General features: G+C 66.9%; 15 protein-coding genes and 1 tRNA gene. 7 read left to right on the forward strand and 9 right to left on the reverse strand.

The features are described from left to right. Nucleotides 1-80: 80 nt before the first annotated feature. From G4G00_RS16445 to G4G00_RS16470, 6 genes are all read right to left on the reverse strand, one after another. A complete protein-coding gene (locus tag G4G00_RS16445; protein WP_108754488.1) occupies nt 81-1,856 on the reverse strand; it encodes an MFS transporter in 1,776 nt (591 codons plus the stop codon). 129 nt (nt 1,857-1,985) lie between these two features. Further along, nucleotides 1,986-3,113 (reverse strand): N-acetylglucosamine-6-phosphate deacetylase, encoded by a 1,128-nt coding sequence (gene nagA, locus G4G00_RS16450; protein ID WP_108754487.1) that lies wholly within the window; start codon nt 3,111-3,113, stop codon nt 1,986-1,988. Continuing rightward, nucleotides 3,110-3,886 carry a DeoR family transcriptional regulator gene (locus G4G00_RS16455; RefSeq protein ID WP_108751658.1) on the reverse strand — a complete coding sequence of 259 codons (777 nt, stop codon included), beginning with the start codon at nt 3,884-3,886 and terminating at the stop codon, nt 3,110-3,112. The genes nagA and G4G00_RS16455 overlap by 4 nt, the downstream gene beginning before the upstream one ends. A 33-nt stretch (nt 3,887-3,919) precedes the next feature. After that, complete coding sequence (locus G4G00_RS16460; protein WP_108754486.1) at nt 3,920-5,254, reverse strand: D-tagatose-bisphosphate aldolase, class II, non-catalytic subunit; 1,335 nt, start codon at nt 5,252-5,254, stop codon at nt 3,920-3,922. Nucleotides 5,255-5,271: 17 nt separating this feature from the next. Beyond that, nucleotides 5,272-6,210 carry an ROK family protein gene (locus G4G00_RS16465; protein WP_108754485.1) on the reverse strand — a complete coding sequence of 313 codons (939 nt, stop codon included), beginning with the start codon at nt 6,208-6,210 and terminating at the stop codon, nt 5,272-5,274. Next, nucleotides 6,203-7,357 carry an SIS domain-containing protein gene (locus G4G00_RS16470; protein ID WP_108754484.1) on the reverse strand — a complete coding sequence of 385 codons (1,155 nt, stop codon included), beginning with the start codon at nt 7,355-7,357 and terminating at the stop codon, nt 6,203-6,205. Before G4G00_RS16470 ends, G4G00_RS16465 begins: the two co-directional genes overlap by 8 nt. Nucleotides 7,358-7,679: 322 nt before the next feature. Between G4G00_RS16470 and G4G00_RS16475 the strand changes: the two genes are divergently transcribed. From G4G00_RS16475 to G4G00_RS16495, 5 genes are all read left to right on the forward strand, one after another. After that, nucleotides 7,680-11,039, forward strand: a complete 3,360-nt coding sequence (locus G4G00_RS16475) for a TIM-barrel domain-containing protein (protein ID WP_108754483.1) — start codon at nt 7,680-7,682, stop codon at nt 11,037-11,039. Between the two features lie 131 nt (nt 11,040-11,170). After that, entirely contained in the window at nt 11,171-14,146 is a 2,976-nt protein-coding gene (locus tag G4G00_RS16480; RefSeq protein ID WP_164275083.1) for a TonB-dependent receptor, read from the forward strand. Between the two features lie 63 nt (nt 14,147-14,209). Beyond that, the gene (locus tag G4G00_RS16485) at nt 14,210-15,565 is read left to right on the forward strand and encodes a Gfo/Idh/MocA family oxidoreductase (RefSeq protein ID WP_164275086.1); all 1,356 of its coding nucleotides are present in this window, start codon (nt 14,210-14,212) and stop codon (nt 15,563-15,565) included. 300 nt (nt 15,566-15,865) lie between these two features. Continuing rightward, nucleotides 15,866-16,195: a hypothetical protein gene (locus G4G00_RS16490; RefSeq protein ID WP_164275088.1), complete on the forward strand. Its 330-nt coding sequence runs from the start codon at nt 15,866-15,868 to the stop codon at nt 16,193-16,195. 214 nt (nt 16,196-16,409) lie between these two features. Continuing rightward, nucleotides 16,410-17,117 (forward strand): DKNYY domain-containing protein, encoded by a 708-nt coding sequence (locus tag G4G00_RS16495; protein ID WP_164275091.1) that lies wholly within the window; start codon nt 16,410-16,412, stop codon nt 17,115-17,117. Between the two features lie 12 nt (nt 17,118-17,129). On the opposite strand, the gene G4G00_RS16500 is transcribed toward G4G00_RS16495, so the two are convergent. The 3 genes from G4G00_RS16500 to G4G00_RS16510 all read right to left on the reverse strand — a co-directional run bounded on the left by G4G00_RS16500 (nt 17,130) and on the right by G4G00_RS16510 (nt 18,459). Beyond that, nucleotides 17,130-17,543, reverse strand: coding sequence for a DUF5615 family PIN-like protein (locus G4G00_RS16500; RefSeq protein WP_164275094.1), 414 nt, complete (start codon nt 17,541-17,543; stop codon nt 17,130-17,132). Then, on the reverse strand, nt 17,540-18,244 hold the full coding sequence (locus G4G00_RS16505; RefSeq protein WP_164275097.1) for a DUF433 domain-containing protein: 705 nt from the start codon (nt 18,242-18,244) through the stop codon (nt 17,540-17,542). Before G4G00_RS16505 ends, G4G00_RS16500 begins: the two co-directional genes overlap by 4 nt. Nucleotides 18,245-18,382: 138 nt before the next feature. After that, a tRNA-Arg gene (locus G4G00_RS16510) sits at nt 18,383-18,459 on the reverse strand. 150 nt (nt 18,460-18,609) lie between these two features. On the opposite strand from G4G00_RS16510, the gene ubiA reads away from it, so the two are divergent. Together ubiA and G4G00_RS16520 are read left to right on the forward strand one after the other, a co-directional pair. Beyond that, nucleotides 18,610-19,503, forward strand: a complete 894-nt coding sequence (gene ubiA, locus G4G00_RS16515; protein WP_164275100.1) for a 4-hydroxybenzoate octaprenyltransferase — start codon at nt 18,610-18,612, stop codon at nt 19,501-19,503. Between the two features lie 207 nt (nt 19,504-19,710). Then, entirely contained in the window at nt 19,711-21,135 is a 1,425-nt protein-coding gene (locus G4G00_RS16520) for a TIGR00366 family protein (RefSeq protein WP_205515570.1), read from the forward strand. The last annotated feature ends 254 nt before the right edge of the window (nt 21,136-21,389 follow it).

Here is a 21,389-nt window from a genome sequence, read left to right on the forward strand (position 1 = left end):
CGACTGCAGTTCGCGGCAAGCCCGCGCGGCGCGCGATGGTCGACCAAGGTCGACCGCTACCAGGCAAAGCGTCCAACCGTTTACCGGAAGTGCGCTTCGATCTCTTCCAGCGATTTGCCCTTGGTTTCCGGCAGCCACAGCGCGGCCACCAGGAAGAACACGAGCGTGCAGCCGGCCCAGAACAGGAACATGCTGGCGTAGCCATAGTGGCCCACGGTAGGCAGGAACAGCGCCGCAATCGTGGTCGACACGAACTGGTTGATCAGCAGGGCGATGCTCATGCCGTTGGAGCGGATGCGGTTGGGCATCAGCTCGGACAGCGCCAGCCACACGCACACACCGGGGCCAACGGCGAAGAAGGCGACGAACACCAGGATGCAGGCGGCCACGGCCCAGCCATGGGTCGGCGGCGGCACCGGGCCGATGCGTGCCTGTTCGATGCGCAGCGGTGCCTGCGCCGCGCTGGCCGGGTCGGCGAAGGGATTCAGGTGCAGGCGGCGGAAGAACGTACCGATCACGCTGTCCGGCTGCACGGTGCCGGCACGCTCGATGCGCAGCACGCGGTCGCCCGGGTTGTCGCTGCGCAACGCGCGCACGTTGGTGAAATCGCCATAGGCGTAGGACACGGTCAGTTGCAGCGGCCGCCCTTCGCGGTCGATGCCCGCGCCCAATTGCTGCCACTGTGCGTCATCCAGTACCAGGCGCAGGCCATCGCCCTGTACCGCTGCGTGCAACTGCGGCTGCACATCGGCACGGCCGCGCTCGGCCTGGAAGAACAGCGTGGCGGCCGCCAGCAGGGCCACGCAGATGCCACCACTGCCCAGCATCAGCAGGAACTTGCGGCCCTTGCGATCGACCAGCAGCAGCGCAGCCACGGTCATCAGCGCATTGAGCAGCTTGATGGCCACGTCGGCACCGTTGGCCACCGAACCGGACAGGCCGGCCTGGTTGAGGATGTTCACCGCATAGGCGAGCACCGAGTTGATGCCGGTGGCTTGGGTGCAGGCCAGCACCACGCAGGCCAGCAGGAAGGGCTTCACGTAGCGGCGGCTGAGCAACGGCTCGCGCTTGCCGTCGGCACTGCGGGTATCCGGTGCCTGGATCTGCGCCAGCGTGGCCTCCACCTGGTCGGGCGCCAGTACACGCTGCAGGCTGCGCCGCGCGTCGTCCACGCGCCCACGCCTTACCAGCCAGCGCGGCGATTCAGACAGCCAGAACAGACCCACGCAGAACACGATGCCCGGGGTCAGGCAGCTCCAGAAAATGGTGCGCCAGGCATGGTCCTTGGCCGCGAACAGTGCCTGCGCCTGCTGTGCGTCGGGCAGGCGCCGCGCCGCTTCGGTGGCCGCATCCACCGCATGGGCCTGGTACAGACCGATCAACGCGGCCAGCACCAGGCCAATGGTCAGCAGCAACTGGAACATGGCCGCGCCACGGCCGCGCCGTTCCGGGCTGAGTACTTCGGCCAGGTACAGCGGCACCACCACGCCGATCAGGCCGCCGCTGATGCCCTGCAACAGGCGCCCCAGCAGCAGCGGCGTGTAGCCCGAAGCGAGTGCCATGATCGGAATCGAGGCGGTGAACAACACACCGGCCAGCAGCATGGCGCCACGGCGGCCGATCAGGTCGGCCACCAGCCCGGCGAACAGCGAAGACAGCACGCTGCCCAGCAGCACCGCCGCCACCACGAAGCCGAGCTGCTGGCTGCTCAGGTGCCAGGCCTGGCTGGCGGTGGCTTCCAGGTAGGGCAGGGCGCCGGCAATGATGCCGATGTCGATGCCGTACAGCAGGCCCCCCAGGCCGCCAATGAACAGCAGATAGCGAACGGGCCAGCGCGGAGCGGTACGTGCAGTCATCGACAGGTTTCCTGTGCGGCGTTTCGGTGCGGATTGCTTCTGTAGAGTCGAGCCATGCTCGACTGCGCTTCGTTCCTGTATCGCGCACGATCAGTCGAGCATGGCTCGACTCTACAAAGGCGTGGTGCGTCAGGCTGGTGCAGCGTTGAGCTCAACCACGTGCCCACCCACCACCACCTGCTGCAGGCGCAGGCTGGCGTCGAGCACCACCAGGTCGGCCAGCGTGTCGGGCGCAATGCGGCCGCGATCGTGCAGGCCCAGGTAATCGGCCGGGAAGGTGGATACGCGCTGTGCGGCGTCGGCCAGGTCCAGGCCCACCTGCACCAGGTTGCGCAGGGCCTGGTCCATGGTCAGCGCGCTGCCGGCCAGCGAACCGCTGGCCAGGCGCACGCAGCCGCCGCACTTGTGTACGCGCTGTTCGCCCAGCGCGTACTCGCCATCGGGCATGCCGGTGGCAGCGGTCGCATCGGTCACCGCGTACAGGCGCGGAATCGCGCGCGCGGCCAGGCGGATCACGCCGGGGTGGATGTGCTGCAGATCAGGAATGATTTCCGCGTATTGCGCATGCGCCAGCGCGGCGGCGGCTATGCCGGGGCGGTAGTGGTCCACGCCGGTCATGCCGTTGAACAGATGGGTGAACCCCGAGGCGCCGGCCTGCAGTGCGGCCACGCCTTCTTCGTAGGTGCCGGCACTGTGGCCCAGCTGCACGCGGATGCCCATGGCGGCCAGCGCGGGAATCAGCGCGGTGTGCTCGCCGATTTCCGGTGCCAGCGTCATCACCCGGATCGGCGCGAGCGCATGCAGCTGCTGCACCAGCGCCAGGGTGGCCTCGATGGTGCGGTTGGGCTGCGCGCCCAAGCGCTGCGGGCTGATGAAGGGCCCTTCAAGATGCACGCCGGCAATGCGGGCGGCATCGGCCTGCGGCGCGGCCTGGGCCGCGGCGACGCCACGCAGGGCGTGTTCGATCTCGTCCAGCCCGGCGGTCATGGTGGTGGCCAGCAGGGTGGTGGTGCCGAACCGGGTATGGGTGCGGGCGATGGTGCGCGCCACGTCGTCGCCCTGCATCAGATCCACGCCCGCCGCACCGTGCACGTGCAGGTCGATGAAGCCGGGCAGGATCACCGGCAGCTGCAGATCATCCGCACCGCTGTGGTCATCCACCTGCAGCTGGCGCACGTGTGAATCGAAGTGGACATGGCCGCGCCGCCAGCCTAGCGGGGTCAGGATGCGGCCGTACAGGGAGCGTGTCGGGTTCATGGCGGTGTCTCGGCGATGATCACTTCGATGCCCAGCCGCTGCAGCCCCTCGCGGGTGGCCTCGTCGATGCCGGGGTCGGTGATGACGGCGTGGATCTGGTCCAGGCGGGCGATGCGGTGCAGGCTGACGCGACCGAACTTGGACGCATCGGTGAGCACCACGATGCGCCGCGCGCGTTCCACCATGCGGTGGTTGAGGCGCGCTTCGGCTTCGTCGTGGGTGGTCAGGCCGAACTGCAGGTCCAGGCCATCCACGCCCAGGAACAGGGTGTCGAAGCTGTAGGAGTTGAGGCTGGCCTCGGCCTGGCTACCTTGCAGCGACAGCGACTGCTGGCGCAGCAGGCCGCCGGTCAGCAGCACGTTGATGCCCGGCGCGTTGGCCAGTTCCCAGGCGATGTTCAGGCCGTTGGTCATCACCGTTACATCGCGGTGGCCGCGCAGGTGACGGGCCAGGGTCATGGTGGTGGAGCCGGAGTCGATGATGATGTTGTCACCGCCCTGCACCAGCCGCGCGGCGCGCGCGCCGATCGATTCCTTCAGCGGCAGGTTCAGCGCATCCTTTTCATGGATGTCCTGTTCCTGCGGCGGTGTGCGCACCAGGGTGGCACCGCCGTGGGTGCGGTTGGCCAGGCCCTGCGCCTCGAAGTGGGTCAGGTCGGCGCGGATGGTCACCGCCGAAACGCCATAGCGCTCCACCAGATCAGCCACCTGCACGGTGCCGTGTTCGATCAGGCGCTGCAGGATCTGTTGGCGACGGGAGCGGGTGTTGCGCATGGCCATCTCTCGGTTTCGTGTGAAAGGTAGAGATTAGCCGTTCGCAAGAACGCTGGCAGCAGAACTTGCGTTCTGCTTGCGGGAGCCGGCTTGGTTGCCGCTGCACGCACGCGCGTATTCGCCCAGGCACTGGCCGACCCGGTGCTGCACCAGCGCGGCCGGCGTGTTGGCCAGCGTGCCGTCGCGCACCGCGCGGTACTGCTCGGGCAGGTACTGGCTGAGCAGCACCAGCGGCGGCGCGTGCTGTTCCAGGTTGGCAAACAGGGTCTGCACGGCCTGCACCAGCGCCGGTTCGCCCCAGTAGTAGCGGCAGCGGTCGCTGAAGGAGAACGCGCGCAGCAGGCGCAGCGTGGCCTCGTCACCCTGGTAGTACGACTGCCAGTACTTCGGCTGCGCCACCATCACCGCGTCCAGCACCTGCGGCAGGCGCGAGCACTGTGCCGCCGGCAGCAGCTCGGCCTCGATCGCGGCCAGTGCGAACAGCGCTTCGCGATAGGCGAAGGTCGCCGCCGGGCCCACCTTGAGGATGGCGAAGTGATCGCGCACCAGCGCGTGCAGGCCGCTTTCGCGCTGGTAATCGGTGGAATGTGCTTCGAAGACGATGCGCGGCTGCTGTTCCAGGAAGTCGGCCAGTGCGCTGGCCGCGGCCGGGTCGTATTCGTGCACGCTGCTGTGGTCGAAGTCCACGCCCGGCTGCACCACCATGGCGATCACCCGCTGCCAGGCATCGCGCAGCTGCGGCGTATCGAAGGCGTGCTGGTGGATGGCCAGCGTCTGTGCGGCGGCGGCCGGCGTGGTCACCTGCAGGCCTTCGGCCAGCGAGGCTTCGCCACCGGGAATCGGCACTTCGGTACCGATCACGTAGACCGGTGGCGGCAGGCCGTGCTCGGCGGCGGTGCGTTCGGCGATCTCGGCCAGCTCGGCCGAACGCGCGGCCACGATGGCATCGGGCAGCGGCACCGGGTCGTCGGCGCAGGACATGCTGCAGTCCAGGTGGATCTTGTGGAAACCGGCGGCCACGTAGGCTTCGATCAGCACGCGTGCATGGGTCATCGCTTCGGCGGCCGGGCGCTTCTGCCAGGCATTGGGCCCCAGGTGATCACCGCCCAGTATCAAGCGCTCGCGCGGGAAGCCTTCTTCATCGGCCAGCGCGCCCACGTAGTCGCGGTACTGCGGCGGCGTCATGCCGGTGTAGCCGCCGAACTGGTCCACCTGGTTGGAGGTGGCTTCGATCAGCAGCACCGTGCCAGGCGCCAGCGCCACGTGCATGGCCGCGCGCAGCACCTGTTCGTTGCTGCAGCAGACGCTGTACAGGCCAACGTTGGCACCGGCACGGTGGGAAGCAAGCAGGGTCTGCAGCGGGGACATGGTCAGGCTCCGGTCGATCAGGAAAGCGAGGGATGGCAGGCCAGCAGGGCGGCGCCGCGTGCGCCACCGGCATCGCCGAAGCGTGGCGGCACGATGGGCGGCACCTGCACGCCGTTGAACAGATGCGCGGCGACGGCGGCGGGCAGCTGCTGGTACAGCGGCGCGTACTGCGACAGGCCACCGCCGAGCACGATCACGTGCGGGTCCAGCGCCAGCACCAGGGCGGCCAGGCTGTGGCCCAGCAGGTCGCGGTGGATATCCAGCGCCTGCCGTGCACGCGCATCGCCTGCTTCGGCGTTGGCGATCACGGCGCTGGCATCGGCAGCGCTACCGCCCAGGTGGCGCTCGATCATCGCCAGGCCGCTGCCGGACACGTAGCGCTCCACGCAGCCCTGCAGGCCACAGGCGCAGGCGATCAGCGGCAGGCCGTGGCGCTGCAGCAGGTGGCCGGGCACGCTCCAGTGGCCCCATTCGCCCGCCAGGCCGTTGAAGCCGGACAGCAGGCGACCGTGCAGGCAGAAACCACCGCCGGCACCGGTGCCGAGGATTGCGCCGAACATGCTGGGGTAGCCTTCGGCAGCGCCGCCGTGTGCTTCCGAAAGTGCGAAACACTGCAGGTCGTTGCCGAAATGCAGCGGGCGCTGCAGGCGCGCCTGCAGATCGGCAGCCACGGTCTGCCCGGTCAGTGCCGGCACGTTCGCACTCAGTTGCCGGCCACTGCGCCGGTCACGCACGCCGGGCAGGGCAATGCCGATGGCTGCGGCGGGGCTGCCGAGCGCGGCATCGGCCTCGGCCACCAGGGCCGCCACCGCCTGCAGGAAACCGGCATAGTCGCCCTGCGGCGTGGCCACGCGGCGGCGCCAGCTGACCTGCAAGGCCGTATCGCAGGCCACCAGTTCAATCTTGGTGCCGCCGATATCGATGCCGTAGCAGGCGTGGGCGATCAGCTCAGCCATGGTGGATGGTGACGCCCTGCACGACGCGGTTGACGGTGCCGTCGGGGAACGGGTTGTCCGGGGTCAGGCCCAGCGCGGCCGAGCGCTGCAGTGCGTACAGCTGGGCAAAACCCAGCCACACCGGCGCCAGCCACGGATCATCCAGGGCTGGCACGCTGAGGGTGTAGTCATCATCGGCACCGATATCGGCGTGCGGGCCGATGGCCAGCACCTGGCCGGCCACGCCGTCGCGGCGCAGCTCTTCCAGCAGATCCTGTTCGTAGCGGCGGGCCAGCGCCTGGCCGCTGCGCAGCACCACCACCAGGGTCTGTGCGTCGAGCGTCGACTTCGGGCCATGGCGGAAACCCAGCGGCGTGTTGGCCAGCGCCAGCACGCGGCCGGCGGTCAGCTCCAGCACCTTCAGCGCGCTTTCGCGGGCCAGTGCTTCCAACGGGCCACTGGCCAGGTAAATCACCCGGTTGAAGGGGCGCTGCGCCAGTGCCGCCACCGGTGCATCCCAGGCGGCCAGGCCTTCGCGGCCCAGCGCGGCAATCTGCTTCAGGCGCGCGACGCGGGCATCCCACGGCGCGCGGTCAAACACGGTCAGCGCGGCCAGCAGCATGCAGGTCAGGCTGCTGGTCATCGCAAACGCGCGGTCGCAGCTGGCCGAGGGCATCAGCAGGGTGCAGGTATCGGCACGACCGGCGCCACGCCGGGCCAGTTCGCCATCGGCATTGCAGGTGATGTCCAGGAAGCGCGCCTGCGCCACGTCGCTGCGCACGCGGTCCACCGCGGCCACGCTTTCCGGGCTGGAACCGCTGCGCCCGAACGACACCAGCAGGGTGGGGCGGTCGCGCTGCAGGTACAGCGCCGGGTGGGTCAGCAGGCTGGTGGTGTGTACCACGCGCACCTCGGCCGGCCACTGCGCATTGATCGCATCGGCCACCATTTCGGCAATGAAGCCGGAGCTGCCGGCGCCGGTGAACAGCACGCGCTGGTTCGGATCGTTGAGGCTGTCGCCAAGGAAGGCCTGCAGGCGGTCGCGGGCACGCGACAGGTCCTGCGCCAGGGTTTCCCACAGCGCCGGCTGCTGGGCGATCTCGGCAGCGGTGTCGGCTCCGCCAAGGCGCTGCCAGGCGGACACATCGGAAAGCAGGGTGACGTCCATTCAGAGGTTCCAGTTGGGCCAGCGCACCATCTGCGTTTTCTTTCGAAATGTCAAATATCGAAAGCAAAAGAAAAGAAAATGGCGAGACGGGTTTGCCCTGCCAGTACGTGGCATGCAGGCGAAAGAAACGGCGGAATGCCGTATCGCACAACGCTTAATAGGCGCCTGCAAGCGCTTACACAAAGTATTGCGTCGCATCATCTTTCGTTTCGTGGAAATAAATCTTCCTTTTTGCTTTCAATTTATTGACATCTTTCGAATCGCTGCCCTAGAGTCGGCCCAACCGCTTTCGAAACGCCCGGTGAACGGGTTGGGAGTCTGTGTGGAGAACTGCGTTCGTCGCTCGCCGCTGCTGCTGGCGCTGCTGCCGGCCTTGATGCTGGCAGCGACATCGGCCCGCGCCGAACCCGTGGGCAACCTGCGTTCGATCACCGCCAGCGACGGCCGCGAGGGCCTGCGCGCGTGGGACCTGCAGACCGACAACGGCACCCGCCTGCGCATTGAACTGCCGGCCGCCGACATCATCCGCGTGCAGGCCGGCCGCAAGGGCACGCTCACCGGCGCCGGCGACAAGGCCGCGCCGATCGTGCTGCCGCAGCCCAAGGCGAACGTGCAGGCGCAGCTGGAAGAAGACGCGCAGGAAATCCGTGTGCGCACCGATGCACTGGTACTGCATGTGCAGCGCCAACCGCTGCGCCTGCGCCTGGAACGGCTGGACAACGGCCAGCCCACCGCGCTCTGGCAGGAACTGCAGCCGCTGGACCTGGATGCCACGCAGAGCGTGCAGGTGCTGTCATCGCAGGCCGATGAAGGCTATTACGGGGGCGGCCAGCAGAACGGCCGCTACCAGTTCAAGGGCCGCGAGCTGGAAGTGTCCTATTCCGGTGGCTGGGAAGAGGGCGACCGCCCCAGCCCGGCGCCGATGCTGTTGAGCAGCCGCGGCTGGGGCATGCTGCGCAACACCTGGAGCGATGGCAGCTACGACCTGCGCCAGGCCGACCAGGCCACGCTGTTGCATCGCGAAGACCGTTTCGATGCCTACTACTTCGTCGGCGCCGATCTGCCCCGGCTGATCGAGCGCTACACCCAGCTGACCGGCCGCCCGAACCTGGTGGCGCGCTGGGCGCTGTCCTACGGCGATGCCGATTGCTACAACGATGGCGACAACAGCAAGAAGCCCGGCACCGTGCCCGAAGGCTGGAGCGACGGCCCCACCGGCACCACGCCGGATGTGATCGACAGCGTAGCGAAGCAGTACCGCGACCATGACATGCCCGGCGGCTGGATCCTGCCCAACGATGGCTACGGCTGCGGCTACAAGCAGTTGCCGGAAACGGTGAAGGGGCTTGCCGGCTACGGTTTCCGCACCGGTCTGTGGACCGAGAACGGCGTGGACAAGATCGCCTGGGAAGTGGGCAAGGCCGGCAGCCGCGTGCAGAAGCTGGACGTGGCCTGGACCGGCAAGGGCTACCAGTTCGCGATGGACGCCAACCGCCAGGCCTTCAACGGCATCCTCGACAATTCCGATTCGCGCCCGTTCCTGTGGACGGTGATGGGTTGGGCTGGCATCCAGCGCTATGCGGTGGCCTGGACCGGCGACCAGAGCAGCAGTTGGGACTACATCCGCTGGCACGTGCCGACCCTGGTGGGGTCGGGGCTGTCCGGCATGGCCTACGCCAGCGGCGACGTCGATGCGATCTTCGGTGGCAGCGCCGAAACCTTCACCCGCGACCTGCAGTGGAAAGCGTTCACCCCGGTGCTGATGGGCATGAGCGGCTGGTCGTCCAACGCCCGCAAGCACCCGTGGTGGTATGACGAACCGTACCGCAGCATCAACCGCGACTACCTGAAGCTGAAAATGCGCCTGACCCCGTACATGTACGGGCTGGTGCACGAGGCTGCGCAGACCGGCGCACCGCCGGTACGCGGCCTGATGTGGGACAACCCGCGCGATCCGCACGCGCAGGATGAAACCTACAAGTACCAGTTCCTGCTCGGCCGCGATCTGCTGGTGGCGCCGGTGTACCGCAGCCAGGCCGCCAGCCGTGGCTGGCGTCGTGACATCCACCTGCCGGCCGGCGGCTGGATCGACTACTGGGATGGCCGCCGCGTGCAGGCCGGTGCCGAGGGCCGCCAGCTTGACCGCCAGGTGGACCTGGCCACGCTGCCGGTGTTCGTGCGTGCCGGCGCGATCCTGCCGATGTACCCGTCCATGCTGTTCGACGGCGAGAAGCCGCTCGATGAAGTGACCTTCGACCTGTATCCGCAGGGCGATGCGCAGTACACGCTGTACGAAGACGATGGCACCACCCGCCGCTACCAGCAGGGTGAATCGAGCACGCAGCTGGTGCGCGTGCAGGCGCCGGCGCAGGGCAGTGGCCCGGTGCAGGTGCAGATCGATGCAGTGCAGGGCCAGTACAACGGCCAGCTGGCACAGCGCCGCTACGGCCTGCGCGTGCTCAGCCGACAGGCGCCGCGCGCGGTGCAGGCTGCGGGCCGCACGCTGCCCGCGCTGGCCGATGCGGCTGCGTTCAAGGGTGCAGCCGAAGGCTGGTACTTCGATGCCAACGAGCGCCGTGGCACCGTGCACGTGCGCACCGCCGCGCAGGACATCCGCCAGCCGCTGCAGCTGCAGCTGGACTTCGCCGTAGCGGCGGCGCCCGCCGACGATGCCTTCCCGGCGGCACCGGTGCTGGGCCGCGAACTGCCGGCCGACAGCCTGCTGGTGGTCAACCGTCCGGCCGAAGAACCCGGCCATGCACTGGAAAATGCCTTCGATGATGATCCGGGTACCTGGTTCCGCAGCGTGCGCAACCAGGCCGTGCGCACCGGTGCCCACGAGTGGGTGATCGGCTTCGGCGAGCGGAAGATGATCGATGGCATCGATATCGCGCCTCGCAACGACAAGAACTGGAAGCACGGCCAGGTGCGCGACTACGAGGTCTACCTGGGCGACAGCAACGGCGAGTGGGGTGAGCCGATTGCCCGTGGCCGCCTGCAGCTGAAGGAAGGCGTGCAGCGCATCGACTTCCCCGCCCACGCCGGCCGCCTGCTGCGCTTCCGCGTGCTGAGCGTGCAGAACCCGGAAGGCGACGGCGCCAGCAGCACCGATCCGATGGTCACCGCTGCACAGGGCAGCGCCCGCGCCTTCGATGCATTGCAGCCGCGCGATGTGGGCCCAATCGCCCTGTCCACCTTCCATATCCTTGAACACCCGACACCAGAACGGCCGGCCCAGCAGCGCTTTCTCTCGGAACTGCCGGTGCCGGCCGCGCTGGCCCAGCAGGTGCGCGCCGACCACGCCTTCCGTGGCGACGCGGGCATGCGCATGAACGGCCTGCAGTTCCGCCGTGGCCTGGGCGTGGCTGCCAACAGCCGTATCGACCTGCGCCTGCAGGGTGGCTGGCAGCTGCTGCGCGCCGACCTGGGCATCGACGATGCCTGCCGCAGCGCCGGTGGCCTGCAGTTCCAGGTCTGGGGTGACAACCACCTGCTGTATGACAGCGGCCTGGTGAAGGCGCCCGGCGTGGTCAAGCCGGAACTGGATATCCGTGGTCTTTCCACCCTGAGCCTGCGCACGCTGGGTGCGCAGGGCAGCCAACCCACCCAGGTCTGTGCGAACTGGGCCAACGCCGTGCTGATCGGCCAGGAGGGCGACTCGGCCAGCATCGTCGCCCCATGACCCCCACGTAACACCGCTCCTCCCCCGCCCATTCCGACTACGGCTTCCGAGCCGTGGCCCGGGAGCGTTTTGCCCGCCAATCGCTTTCGCGCCGCCCACCCGCCGCGCACCCCTGCCAGGAGAGAACCCCGATGTTGCCCGCCCGCCATGCTCGTCCGCCCTGTCGTTCGCTCGCCCCGTTGTCGCTGGCCATTGCCGGCGTGCTGCTGTCCATCGCCCTGCCTGCTGCCGCCCAGGACAGCAAAGACGCCGCCACGGACCTGGCCCGCATCGAAGTCACCGGCTCCAACATCCGCCGCACCGACGTGGAGACCGCCTCGCCGGTGCAGGTGATCAGCAAGCAGGACATCCAGAACATGGGCGCGCGCACCCTGCTGCAGGTGCTGGACAACCTGCCCGCCGCTCGCCCGGCGCAGCAGGATTCGCGCTCGCTGTTCACCGGCTCCGATGGCGCATCGCAGGCGAACCTGCGTGGCCTGGGCGCGCAGGGCACGCTGGTACTGCTGAACGGCCGTCGCCTGTCGTACTACGGCGCGCCGGCGGGCTTCCAGACCCAGTTCGTCAACATCGACGCCATTCCCGCCGCCGCCATCGAACGCATGGAAGTGCTGACCGACGGCGCCTCGGCGGTGTACGGCACCGACGCGGTGGCCGGCGTCATCAACGTGATCACCAAGCGCAATTTCCAGGGCGCGGAGATCACCTTCAGCAACGACACCTCCTCGCGCATCGACTCTTATGGCGAACGCCAGGCCAGCATCACCGCCGGCTTCGGCGACCTGACCGAAAACCGCTTCAATGTGTACGGCGCAGTGAACATGTACCGCCGCGATGCGATTCCGCTGGCCGATTTCTATGACAAGCGGCCGGACCAGTTCTACGTCAACAACCCCAACTACCTGACCAACCTGCGCCTGGGCGTGGGCAGCAAGCCGGGTCAGTTCAACCCGGGTACCTATTTCGCCTTCGATCCGGTGACCGGCCGCCGCGTGCAGGAAGCTGCACCGGGCTGCCAGAACGTGCTGCAGGGGCAGGCAGCGGGCCCCAGCTGCGTCTGGGAAACCTGGATGAACAACGAGATCGATGCCGGCGCCAAATCCGAGCGCAACACCGCCTACCTCAACGGCACCTTCCTGGTCGGCGACAACACTGAAATCTTCGCCGAAGCCACCTATACCGATATCGACCTGCGCGCCAACGGTGGCACCCCGCGCGCCTACGGCACCACCACCGGCAACCCCAGCAGCTGGTTCTCGCGCGATACCGGCACCACCGTGAACCAGTTCCTGTACCCCTACCTGGGCCCGAACAACGAATACAACCACGCCAGCCCGGAACTGAAGGCGCTGATGGGCGGCGTGGTGGGTCTGAACTACCTGCTGCAGGACGCCGGCCCGAACTACTTCGGCCAGCGCAACACCGACCAGAGCTACCGCGTACTGACCGGCGCGCGTGGCAACGTGGGTGACTGGAACTGGGAAACCGCGTTCGCCACCGCCGGTACGCACTCGGTCACCTACCAGACCATCAACGTGAACCTGAAGGGCTTCGAGAAAGCCTTCGGCCCGTACTCGGTGGACCCGGGCACCGGCCGGGTGATCATTTCCGACCACCCTGCCTACAAGTTCGGTGAAATCAGCGAGGCCAACGCGGCACTCATCCGCGAAGCTTTCCCGACCTTCGACATCCAATCGTGGACGCGCCTGCATACCCTGGACGGCAAGATCGAAGGCCCGCTGGCGCAGCTGCCGGCCGGTGAAATGCGCGCGGCGTTCGGCTTCAACGCCAGCCGCGAAACCTTCTACACCCCCGGCAACCCGGATGCCGCTGCCGGCCTGATCACCCAGCAAGGCGGCTCGTGGTTCGATGGCGCGCGCAATACCTATGCGCTGTTCGCCGAAACGGTGGCGCCGATCACCGACAAGTTGGAACTGGACGCCGCGCTGCGCGTGGACAAGTACCCGAACTTCAAGGCCAACGTGGCGCCGAAGATCGGTTTCAAGTACCAGGCGTTCGACCAGCTGATGCTGCGCGGTACCTATTCCACCGGCTTCCGCGCACCCAGCCTGGCCGAATCGGGCAGTGGCGGCGTGTTCGCCCAGCTGGGCGGCTACCGTGACGATGTGCGCTGCGACGAAACCAACGCGATCGCCAACCTACTGCTGAAATCGCAGCGCCCCGGCGATGTCGACCTGGGCAAGGGCCTGCTGAACGTGGATTGCAGCCGCACCGTGGCCCGCATGACCCAGCCCAACCAGGACCTGAAGCCGGAAAAGGCGAAGATCGCCACCCTGGGCTTCGTCTACGAGCCGGCCAGCTGGCTGTCGGTGTCGGCCGACTACTGGTTCATCTACCGCGACAACGAAATCGTCGCGCCGGATTTCACCAAGGACACCGACATCATCGCTTCCACCCGCTCGCCGATCACCGACGCTGACCGCGCCAACGTGGCCCAGCTGGCCGCGATGTGTGCCGACCCGGCCAGCGGCGTGGCCTGCCCTGGCGTGCTGCCCGGCTACAGCGTAGGCAACGTGGCCAGCGTGGTGGGCCAGTACAAGAACCGCGGCAAGACCCTGGTCGACGGCTTCGACGTGGATGCGCGCAGCCGCTTCTCGCTGGGCGAATGGGGTGGGCTGAACATCGGCCTGGCCGCGACCATCGCCAACCGCAACCGCTACTACATGGATGAAGAGAGCGGCTGGTACTACGGCGATGTGGTGGGCTACTACAACAACCCGCGCCTGCGTGCCACGCTCAATGCCGACTGGACCTACAAGCAGGTGACCACCAGCATGTTCGTGAACTACGTGGGCGGCACCAAGTGGGCACGCGACCGGGTGGACGAAGTGGACAACAATGCGCAGACCTGCACCGCCGGCTTCCTGGCCCTGGAAAAGAGCATGTGTGACGGCGCACCGTCGTGGTGGACCGCCAACCTGAGCGTGACCTGGCGCCCGGACGATGCCTGGAACCTCAGCTTCACCGTCAAGAACCTGTTCGACCGCCTGCCGTTCTACGACCCGAACAGCTTCCTGGGCGATTCCAGCGATTACGCCACCATCTTCGGCCGCGGCTACAGTGTCACCGTGGGCTACAAGTTCCAGTAAACCGATCGTGTGACCCGGCGCGCCGGCTGCGGCTGGCGCGCCTTCAAGAGGAGAGTAAGAGCCATGCAACGTAGGGAATTCATTGCGGCCGGTGCCGCCATCGCCGCCAGCAGCCTGCTGCCGCAGACCCCCGCCTGGGCACGCGGGCGCAAGGTGCGCCTGGCCCTGATCGGCACCGGCATGCGTGGCCTGGTGCTGCTGAAAGAGCTGGTGCGCCGCGATGACGTGGAGGTCGTCGCCTTGTGCGACATCGAACCGATCATGCTGGGCCGCGCCATGGACATGGTGGCCAAGGCCGGCAAGCCCGCGCCGAAGACCTACGGCCAGGACCGCGACAGCAACGCGTGGAAGCGCCTGCTGGAACAGAAGGGCATCGATGGCGTGATCATCGCCACGCCCTGGGAATACCACGCGCCGATGGCGATTGCCGCCATGCAGGCCGGCGTGGCCGTGGGCTGCGAAGTGGTGGCCGGCATCACCCTGCAGGACCACTGGGATGTGCTGAAGACCCAGCTGAGCACCGGCACCCCGTACATGTTGCTGGAAAACGTCTGCTACCGCCGCGACGTGATGGCCGCGCTGCAGATGGTGCGGCAGGGCCTGTTCGGCGAACTGGTGCACCTGCAGGCCGGCTACCAGCACGACCTGCGCGGGGTGAAGTTCAATTCCGGCGATCCCAACCAGCCCTACGACAGCGGCGTGGAGTTCGGCCCCAAGGGCTGGAGCGAAGCGCGCTGGCGCACCGAACATTCGGTGCAGCGCAATGGCGAGCTCTACCCCAGCCACGGCATCGGCCCGTGCGCCATGTATACCGGCATCAACCGCGGCAACCGCTTCACCCACATCAACGCGTTCGCGACCAAGGCCCGCGGCCTGCACGACTACACCGTGGCCAAGAGTGGTGGCACCACCCATCCCAGCACGAAGGTGAAATTCAAGCTGGGTGACATCGTGACCACCACGCTGGCCTGCGAGAACGGCGAAACCATCCTGCTGCAGCACGACACCTCGCTGCCGCGCCCGTACTCGATGGGCTTCCGCGTGCAGGGCACCAAGGGCCTGTGGATGGATGTGAACCATTCGATCCACATCGAAGGCCGCAGCCCGCCGCACCAGTGGGAAGAATTCAAGAAGTACCAGGACCAGTACGAACATCCGCTGTGGAAGCAGAATGCCGATACCGCGGCCAGCGCCGGCCACGGTGGCATGGACTGGTTCGTCATCCACGCCTTCGTGGAAGCGCTGAAGGCCAAGGCGCCGATGCCGATCGACATCTACGACGCGGTAACCTGGAGTGCCATCACCCCGCTGAGCGAACAGTCCATCGCCAACGGCTTCCAGACCCTGGAATTCCCCGACTTCACCGCCGGCACCTGGAAGCAGCGCAAGCCGATCTTCGCCTTCGACGGCACCTACTGACCGGTACACCAACGGCCACGTCGGGCCACGCCCGGCGTCCGCGCGGTCTTTTGTAGAGTCGAGCCATGCTCGACTGCTCTGCAGGTAGCGCCGGGCCATGCCCGGCGTTGCTGCCGGCGCCTGCGCTAATCTGCACGCAGAAGTTCAGGCAGCAGAGCCAGCAATTGTAGAGTCGAGCTTGCTCGACTGCTTTGAACCCAACGCCGGGCCATGCCCGGTGTTGCTGCCGGCGCCTGCGCTACTCTGCACGCAGAAGTTCAGGCAGCCGGGCCAGCAATCCGCAGGAAACGGAGGAAGGTCATGGAAGACAAAGTGGTGGAACTGCAGGCCGATAGCGTGGTGTTCTTCTCCCCACGCGACGAGGCGCATTTCTTTGCGTGGTTGGATCAGATGGCATGCGTCGTTGAAGTGGTGGGACGGGGCCGCATCATCTACATCAAGGTCGACCGGCGCCGGGTCGACGCTGACGCGCTGCGTGACATCCTTGCCTTCTTCCAACGGTATGGCATTGCGATGGCACAGCTCAGGGCGTTCGATTCGGCAGCGTTCTCGTCCTGGTTTCGGCGCAGTGACACCTATTGGTACCACCGTGTATTTGGTTCCCGCACAAGCCAGGGCGTTGGTACGTGAGGCGCGAAGGTAGGCTGGCCAGCACTGTTGTACGGGCGGCGGGACTGTCTGCATTGCTCGCTGCAACGCTTTGTGGCTGCACGTACCGCTCTGAGCATTACGATGTAGAGTCGAGCCACGCTCGACTGCTCTGCAGGTAGCGCCGGGCCATGCCCGGCGTTGCTGCTGGCGTCTGCGATACTCTGCATGCAGAAGCCCAGGACCCCTCACGCCCATGGCATGGCAGAAGATCAGCGACCTTCCTGACCAACGATTCGTAGGCCCCTACGGCATCGAATACTGGAAAATCCACGAAGGCCAGGTCTTCCACCAGGGCCGCTTGCTGCGCAAGGCCGATGCGGCCACCTTCGAGTTCATTCCCGCTCACTACTTCATCGCGCGTGACGCGCACGCCGTCTACCACGCTTGGACTCGGCTGCCCGCCATCGACCGCGACAGTTTCCGCCAGTGCGGCGATTACTGGCTGGACAACCGCCATGTGTACTTCGAGTACGAAACATCGCTGAAAGCGCTGGCAGAAGCCGACTGCGCCACCTTCCGCAGTCTGGGCGGTGTCTACGGCGCCGATGACAACGGCGCCTGGTACGGCGGCCGGCGCATGAAGCAGTGCCTGCGGGGTGACCGGCTGCAGCTTTCAGCGCTTGACCCGCTGTTCGCACTGGACGACACCCATGTCTACTGCGATGGAAAGCCGCTGCCCGGCGTGGATCGCGCATGCTGGCGACTGCTGAACGATGGGTTCTCCCGCGACGACAGCCGTATCTACTACCTGGAACGGAAACTGCCGCGCGTGGATGCGGCATCGTGGCGGCCACTGCAGGGCAGCTGGTCACGGGACCACAAGCACCTGTTCCATATGTTCATGATCGAGACCGATCCGACGCTGCGTGCGCAGCATGGTTTCAGGGATGACGAGGGATGACGCTGCGGGCGGTTACCGCGACACCTTGATCTGGGTCAGGCGTCCCCCGGAAGCCCTGGCGTGCGGTACGCGGAACATGGCACCCGGTTGCACGAGTTCGGTCTGCTGCATCATCTTCGGCCACCACTCCAGAAGCCGCGCTGCGCGCTCGTAGTGGTTGAACGTGCTCCATCCCTTGGCCAGCACGAACACGGTCAGACCGAGGCGTGCGATGGCCTCGCGTTCTGCAGGCTTGCGATGGTGATGATCCTGGGTGACGTGTACGCGGATGCCACGCTGGGTGGCCGCGTCGAAGAGCTCCAGGTCGGTCGTGCCAGGTTTCACGAACTGCCTTACGTGGAAGACTTCATGTTCGTCCGCACCTGCAATGGCGTCGATGGCCCGGGCCAGCGCGGGCGGAAGATTCTCATCGATCTGCGCCTTCAAGGCGCGGCTCGATTCTCGAACTGCAGTGCTTTCTTCACTGCAGCCAGAGGCAGGTCATACAGTCGTGCCACGCGACGCTCATCGCCACCTTCGGCCTGCATTGCCTCGACAATGGCGACGGTGGGAACGCCCGATTCGGAAAGGATGGGCTGACCAAAACTGCGCTGGGGATCAAACACCACCGCGCGGGAGCCCTTCAGTGGGAACCATCGTTCGGCACGATCATCGACGCCCAGCTCAATGCCGTCACGCAGTGACGGTGCGATGACCCTGCGCATCACGTCCTGGCGCTTCACCACGTCCACCAGTGCGGCATCGCCGCTGTCGCCCACCAGTTCCATGAAAATGCGGCGCCCGTCGGTCTTGAAGCTGGTGCTGGTGAAGGGGTACTCCTTACCGAGCCGCTCGTTCAGCTCGACAATGGTTCGCCGCACCAGGTTGAGTGGCACGCCACAGGCGACGAACGTGCGGACGAAGCGCAGTTCGATCAGATCGCGGAAGCCAATGCCGTCGATCTCTGAATCGGCCCATTGCGACTTCCACAGGGGAGGGTGGACCTCAGGATTTCCGTGCTTCCGGCCCTGGTAGCCCTTCAGCCACCGGCGCAGCTCCGACGAGCTGCCGCCAATGAAGCGCGCGGCATCGGCGTAGGAATAGAGGCCGACGCCGAGGCTTTCCTGTGCTGGCAAGGCGATACCCATGGCAGCGAGTCTACTCAATGCGAAGGGAGCAGGAGTGCAGAGCCACATTCTGCGCCCTGCCGGACGCATGAACTGAGACGGGAGACATGCGGAGGACGAATCTGCCCGCTGCTTGGCAGGCCGTAGCCGACACGAAGATGGCGCGCCCGGAGGGATTCGAACCCCCGACCAATGGCTTCGGAAGCCACTACTCTATCCGGCTGAGCTACGGGCGCGTTGTAGAACCGCCACACCGTCGGCCAGTGCCGGGGCGGGCATCGCAGCGCCATGAAGACGGTGCGGGAGGGGCATTCTATCCAGTTTCGCCGCACAAATCTCCCCCCGGCTGCAAAGTCGGCCGCAGGGCACAGGAGTATCCTAGTGCGATGGCTGATACCCCCCTTTCCGCGCCGCATCCGGCGCCGACGCCGCGCTGGCGTCATTACTGGTCCCTGATGCGCGCTGATCGCCCGATCGGCACGCTGCTGCTGCTGTGGCCCACCTGGTGGGCGTTGTGGCTGGCCGCTGGTGGCCTGCCGCCGCTGTGGACCCTGTTCGTGTTCACCGCCGGCGTGTGGCTGACCCGCTCGGCCGGGTGTGTCATCAACGACTACGCCGACCGCTGGCTCGACCCGCACGTGGAACGCACCAAAGCCCGTCCGCTGGCCACCGGGGCGATCAGCGGCCGCGCGGCGCTGGTGCTGTTCGCGGTGCTGATGCTGGTGGCGTTCGCGCTGGTACTGACCCTGAACGGCCTGACCATCGGCCTGAGCTTCATCGGCGTGTTCCTGGCCGCCAGCTACCCCTACCTGAAGCGCTACACCCATTTGCCGCAGGTGTACCTGGGCATGTCTTTCGGCTGGGGCATCCCCATGGCGTTTGCCGCCGTGCAGGGCGAAGTGCCCACGCTGGCGTGGCTGCTGTACGCGGGCAACATCCTGTGGTCCACCGCCTACGACACCTGGTACGCCATGGTCGACCGCGAGGACGACCTGAAAATGGGCTCGCATTCCACCGCGATTCTGTTCGGTGAACTGGACCTGGTCATCCAGGGCGTGCTGTACGCGCTGTTCCTGGCCACGATGGCGCTGGTGGGCGTGCGCGGCGGGCTGGGCGGGTACTACCTGGCGGGCGTGGCGGTGGCCGCGGTGCTGGTGGCGTATGAATTCTGGATCTGCCGCAACCGCGAACGCGGGCCGTGTTTCAAGGCCTTCCTGCACAACAACTGGGTGGGCGCGGCCTTGTTTGCGGGTATCGCCGCCGATCTGGCGCTGCGCTGATGGCGCCCGCCGGGCGTGGCCCGGCGCTACCGGTGTGGGTTTGCGCGGATGGCGCCCTGCGCCGGCTTTCGTAGAGTCGAGCTTGCTCGACTGCTCTTCGCGGCCAACCCAGGGCAGTCGAGCAAGCTCGACTCTACGACCAATAGGTGGCTGACAGCCCGCACCCCACCGCCCAGAATCAGGCCATCGAACCTGGGAGGGTAGGCGATGGCCTCGACGGCAGCAGTACAGGACGGCTGGATGGCGCGCGCAGCGCTGCGCTCGGCCGCCTGGGCGGAAAAGTGGTTCCCCGATGCGTACGTGTTCGCGGTGCTGGGCGTAGTCATCGTCGCGCTGGCGGCACTGGGCTTCGGCTCGACCCCGCAGGCCACCGCCAGCGCCTTCGGCGATGGCTTCTGGAGCCTGATCCCCTTCACCATGCAGATGGCCTTCGTGGTCATCGGCGGCTATGCGGTGGCCACTGCCCCGGTCGTCGCCCGCTTCATCGATTTCCTGGCCCGGGTGCCGCGCACCGGCCGTGGTGCGGTGGTGTACGTGGGCCTGGTCAGCATGCTGGCCTCGCTGCTCAGCTGGGGCTTCTCGCTGGTGTTCGGCGGCCTGCTGGTGCGTGCGCTGGCCCGCCGCAGCGAACTGCGCATGGATTACCGCGCCGCAGGTGCGTCGGCCTACCTGGGCCTGGGCGCGGTGTGGGCGATGGGCCTCAGCTCGTCGGCGGCGCAGCTGCAGGCCAACCCGGCCAGCATGCCGCCGGGGCTGGTGGAAATCACCGGCGTGCTGCCGTTCACCGAAACCATCTTCCTGTGGCAGTCGATCGCGCTGACGGCGGTGCTCATCCTGGTTTCGCTGCTGATCGCCTGGCTGACCGCACCGGCTGCCGGCAGTGCACGTACCGCCGAAGATTTCCCCGGCGCCGCGCAGGCCGAGCCGGAACCGCCGCAGCAGCGCACGCGCCCCGGTGAATGGCTGGAGTACAGCCCGCTGCTGACCGTGCTGCTTTCGCTGCTGGCCTTCGGCTGGCTGTTCAACGAATTCGCCAGCAAGCCGGTGGTCACCGCCATCGCCAACCTCAACACCTACAACTTCCTGTTCATTTCGCTGGGCCTGCTGCTGCACTGGCGGCCGCGCAGCTTCCTCAACGCGGTGGCCAAGGCGGTGCCCAGCACCACCGGCGTGCTGATCCAGTTCCCGCTGTACGGCGGCATCGCGATGATCCTCACCCATGCCGCCGGCGGTGATGGGCAGACGCTGGCGCATCGCCTGTCCAGCCTGTTCGTGCACGTGGCCAGCACCGATACCTTCGCCCTGGTGATGGGCGTGTACTCGGCCGTGCTGGGCTTCTTCGTGCCCTCCGGTGGCGGCAAGTGGATCATCGAGGCGCCGTATGTCATGCAGGCCGCCAATGAGTTGAAGGCGCACCTGGGCTGGGCGGTGCAGGTCTACAACGCGGCCGAAGCGCTGCCGAACCTGATCAACCCGTTCTGGATGCTGCCGCTGCTGGGCGTGCTGGGGCTGAAGGCGCGCGATATTGTGGGCTTCACCTTCATCCAGCTGCTGGTGCACATCCCGCTGGTGCTGGGCCTGCTGTGGGTGCTGGGCATGACCCTGACCTACGTGCCGCCAGTGATGCCGTAGCGCGCCTGGGGTCAGATCCCTGCCGCAGGCGGGGCTCTGACCCCAACAACCCTCCGTAGAGTCGAGCCTGCTCGACTGCTTTGCGATCCTGCCCTTCTAGAGTCGAGCTTGCTCGACTGCTTTGCGCGACCAAGCCACAGCAGTCGAGCAAGCTCGACTCTACGACCGCGCGGCTGCGCCAGAGCAGTCGAGCAAGCTTGTATGTTCCCGCCGGCTCCTACGAGGTATGTAGGAGCCAGGGTGGAGGGACCGTC

It is taken from the genome of Stenotrophomonas sp. B1-1, from assembly GCF_010894375.1.
GTDB lineage: Bacteria > Pseudomonadota > Gammaproteobacteria > Xanthomonadales > Xanthomonadaceae > Stenotrophomonas.